Origin of the sequence: Burkholderia sp. E168m23 (genome assembly GCF_016586125.1) — a bacterium.
Taxonomy (GTDB): domain Bacteria; phylum Pseudomonadota; class Gammaproteobacteria; order Burkholderiales; family Burkholderiaceae; genus Burkholderia; species Burkholderia orbicola.
The window spans coordinates 1-3451 of record NZ_BCPP01000788.1 but is presented as its reverse complement, the minus strand read 5'-3'; the positions used below and the strand labels follow the sequence as shown (position 1 = coordinate 3451).

The window sequence follows — 3451 nt, the reverse complement described above, 5'->3', positions numbered from 1 at the left end:
GCAGTCGGCGCCTTCCGTCTCGGCCGCGACGACCGGCACGTCGTGCCAGCCGTTGCGCGCCAACCCTTCCAGCACGCCGCACAGCAAACCGCCGCCGCCGACCGCGAGCACGACCGCGTCGGGCTTCGGACCGGCCGCCGCCATTTCGTCGATCATCGTCGCGTGGCCCTGCCACAGCACGCGGTCGTCGAACGGATGCACGAACGCGTCGTGCTCGTCGAGCGTCGATTGCGCGAACGCATTTGCCTCGGCCCAGCTCGCGCCGTGCACGACGAGGTCCGCGCCTTCGATGCGGATCAGCTCGCGCGCCCGGGCCGATGCGCTTTCCGGCACGACGACGCGCACCGGCACGCCGAGTTCGCGGCCGCAATACGCGACCGCGATGCCCGCGTTGCCGCCCGACGACGACACGAACCGCCGCGCCCCGGCCGCATGACGCGCCTCGCAGACGGCGCCGATGCCGCGCAGCTTGAACGAGCCCGATGGCTGCAGCGCATCGAGCTTGAGCCGGACGGTCCTGCCGAGCCGGCGGGACGCGATGGGTGAGCGGATATAAGGGGTCGGGATATGAAGCGGCATGGGACGGGACGCAGTGAGGACGGAGGAAACACACGCGACTCCGGAGGAAGCGAGCGCGACGATGACGGTCATCGTACGGCAGGCCGGTCATGCCTTCCAATACCATCGAATGGCGTTTGCTATGCTTTACAGGCATATCCATCCACCGAACCGGGCACCGCATGCGCCAGATCGAATTGCGTCACCTTCGCTACTTCGTCGCCGTCGCCGAGGCCGGCAGCGTGATGGCCGGCGCCCGCGCGGCCGGCATCGTGCAGCCCGCGCTGTCGCGGCAGATCCGCGAGCTGGAGGACGCGATCGGCACGCCGCTGCTGATCCGTCGCGCGACGGGCGTCACGCTCACCGCGGCCGGCACGAGCTTTCTGCGCGATGCGACCGGCCTGCTCGCGATGCTGCAGGACAGCCGTGAGCGCGCGCTGCGCAGCGCGGCCGGCCAGCTCGGCGAACTGCGGCTTGGCGCGCTGCCGAACTGCCTGCCGTTGCCGGTCGTCGCAAACGTCCTCAAAACGTTTCGCGACGCGTGCCCGGACGTGAAACTGTCGATCGCGCCGATGCTGTCCGCCGAACAGGCGAGCGCGCTGATGCGCGGCCAGCTCGACGCCGGAATCATGGCGTGGCGTCGCGAGGAAGCGCCGCACCTGACGGGCGTGCGGCTGCTCAGCGACCGCTTCGTGCTCGCGATGCCCGCACCGTCGGGCGGCCGCTTCGTCGCGCCGCGCACGCTGGCCGACGTCGCGAACGAGCCGTTCGTCTGGTTCGATGCGCAGCGCTCCGCCGCGCACCACCGGTTCCTGATGACGCAGTGCCAGCAGGCCGGTTTCACGCCGCGCATCGCGCAGGTCGGCAGCGATATCCCGACGCTGATCGGCCTCGTCGCGGTGGGGATGGGCTGCGCGTTCGTGCCGGAAAGCGCATCGCCGACCTGCCCGAGCACGGTTCGGCTCGTCGCGCTCGACGAGCTTGCGAGCCGCTTCGACATCGAGTTCGTGTTCGACGGCGCGGCGGCGACCCCGTCGCCCGTCGTCGCGCGGTTTCTCGCGGCGGTCCGCGACGCGGCCGGCGAACCGGGCTGAATGCACGCTGGACGCATCGGCGCGCGGTCGGGCGATGCGACTTGCCGCGCCGACCGACGTGCGGCATTCACTTCCGCGATCGCGTCGTTTTCGATGTCTTTGCACACGAAGCGACACCGTCGTGTCATCGAAAAATCTTTCAAAACGCCGACGTCCGACGCCGCGATACCGCTATTTTCAAATTGACACCAAAAACGGTCGTTTAACGCCGATTCGAATCGTCCTGGCCCGAAATATACTGCGCGCGCATCCAACCCTCGTGCCAAAGAGAGGATGCGTTTCCGCCCCGGCCATGGCCCCCCTGTGGTCGGGGCTTTTTTACTGTCGCGCCTTGCGGCGAAAGGCTTGCCGGACATTGCGACCGGCCGGCGACGGCAGAATCGCCTGTCGCAGGGCAACGCGTCCGGCCAGGCAGCCGCGCGTCATCTCATGCTCGTCGGCCGACTTCCCGAGCATCTCGCAAGATACCTCCGCATGAGCCGCGAACCGTCACGGCGTCGCAGCCCCTGTCCGGAAGTTGCGCACCTCTTCATTACGAAAAGCTTTCCAAAAATCCTTGGCGTTCGGCTATCCCGCCAAAACACGGACTCATAGGTCACGCACACCCGCGTCGCCCGCGCGCTGCATTGTTGACATGGAATCAAGATAATTTCGTCCGCATACGGCTTTTTCCGCAAAAGTAACGCAGGCACACTTCACGCTGTCCTCAACGGCCTCGTGCCGTCGTCCCCCGCTTACAGGAGTCCACCACGTGACCACCACGACTTCCTCTCCGTCCCGCCCCGGCGGCAGCGCCGCGCTGCCGCTGCTCGCGCTCGCCGCCGGCGCGTTCGGCATCGGCACGACCGAGTTCTCGCCGATGGGCCTGCTGCCCGTGATCGCCGACGGCGTGCACGTGTCGATTCCGCAAGCCGGCATGCTGATCAGCGCGTATGCGATCGGCGTGATGGTCGGCGCGCCGCTGATGACGCTGCTGCTCGCGCGCTGGTCGCGCCGCTCCGCGCTGATCGCGCTGATGTCGATCTTCACGATCGGCAACCTGCTGTCGGCCGTCGCACCGGACTACACGACGCTGCTGCTCGCCCGCCTCGTGACGAGCCTCAATCACGGCGCGTTCTTCGGGCTCGGCTCGGTGGTCGCGGCGAGCCTCGTGCCGCGCGAAAAGCAGGCCAGCGCGGTCGCGACGATGTTCATGGGCCTGACGATCGCGAACGTCGGCGGCGTGCCGGCCGCGACCTGGCTCGGCCAGATCATCGGCTGGCGCATGTCGTTCGCGGCGACCGCGGGCCTCGGCCTGATCGCGATCGCCGGCCTGTTCGCCGCGCTGCCGAAGGGCGAAGCCGGCAAGATGCCCGACCTGCGCGCCGAGCTCTCCGTGCTGACGCGTCCGGTCGTGCTCGGCGCGCTCGGGGACGACGGTGCTCGGCGCCGGCGCGATGTTCACGCTCTATACGTACGTCGCGCCGACGCTCGAACACCTGACGGGCGCGACGCCCGGCTTCGTGACCGCGATGCTGGTGCTGATCGGCGTCGGCTTCTCGATCGGCAACATCGCGGGCGGGCGCCTCGCCGACCGCTCGCTCGACGGCACGCTGATCGGCTTCCNGTTGCTGCTGATCGCGACCATGGCCGCGTTCCCGCTGCTCGCCCACCACCCATGCGGGCGCCGGCGTTACGCTGCTGGTCTGGGGGATCGCGACGTTCGCGGTCGTGCCGCCGCTGCAGATGCGCGTGATGCGCGCGGCCCATCCGAGCGCGGCCTTGCATCGGCCGTCAACATCGGCGCGTTCAACCTCGGC

2 protein-coding genes and 1 pseudogene are annotated in these 3451 nt (G+C 68.8%); 2 read left to right on the top strand and 1 reads right to left on the bottom strand.

What is annotated here, in order from left to right; genetic code table 11:
- Positions 1-579: pyridoxal-phosphate dependent enzyme (locus JMF90_RS29620; protein ID WP_201325783.1), on the bottom strand; the 579-nt coding region annotated here is incomplete at its 3' end.
- 161 nt (positions 580-740) lie between these two features.
- On the opposite strand from JMF90_RS29620, the gene JMF90_RS29615 reads away from it, so the two are divergent.
- Both JMF90_RS29615 and JMF90_RS29610 read left to right on the top strand, forming a co-directional pair.
- A complete protein-coding gene (locus JMF90_RS29615; RefSeq protein WP_201316799.1) occupies positions 741-1652 on the top strand; it encodes a LysR family transcriptional regulator in 912 nt (303 codons plus the stop codon).
- 751 nt (positions 1653-2403) lie between these two features.
- A pseudogene (locus JMF90_RS29610) lies at positions 2404-3451 on the top strand (MFS transporter); the annotation flags it as partial.

What these genes read in the sequence shown, in the direction of transcription:
- JMF90_RS29615 (WP_201316799.1), top strand. Translation starts at nt 741, where the DNA reads ATGCGCCAGATCGAATTGCGTCACCTTCGCTACTTCGTCGCCGTCGCC.